The following is a 458-nucleotide window of genomic DNA, read 5'->3' as shown; positions in this document are numbered from 1 at the left end:
GAGGAAGCAGCAGCGACGTTCATCTCACTCTCGAAGTCAAGGGCGATGTAGCAAAGCTTCTCCTTGATGTCACGAACGATTTCACGTTCAGCGGTGGTGGTGAAGGAGTAGCCACGCTCAGTCATGATCTTCATCAGGTAGTGGGTAAGGTCACGACCAGCCAAGTCGAGACGGAGGATAGCATGAGGAAGAGCGAAACCTTCATAGACGGGGACGAAGTGAGTCACACCGTCACCAGAGTCGCAAACCTCACCGGTAGTACGACCAGAGGCGTACAGGGACAGGACAGCCTGGATGGTAACATAGGTGGCAGGTACGTTGAAGGACTCGAACATGATCTGAGTCATCTTCTCACGGTTGGCCTTGGGGTTGAGGGGAGCCTCAGTGAGAAGTGTGGGGGACTCCTCAGGGGCAACACGGAGTTCATTGTAGAAGGTGTGGTACCAGATCTTCTCCAT

The 458-nt window shown here is 53.9% G+C and carries 1 protein-coding gene; it reads right to left on the bottom strand.

Features of this window, described 5'->3' with window-relative positions; genetic code table 11:
* A partial coding sequence (locus LXN01_RS16565; RefSeq protein ID WP_500676688.1) for a hypothetical protein occupies positions 1-458 on the bottom strand: 458 nt, incomplete at its 3' end.

The sequence above is a fragment of the Brevibacterium daeguense genome, assembly GCF_021729135.1.
Lineage (GTDB): Bacteria > Actinomycetota > Actinomycetes > Actinomycetales > Brevibacteriaceae > Brevibacterium > Brevibacterium daeguense.
The sequence above is the reverse complement of the archived record's forward strand: the minus strand, read 5'-3'. Positions and strand labels throughout refer to the sequence as shown.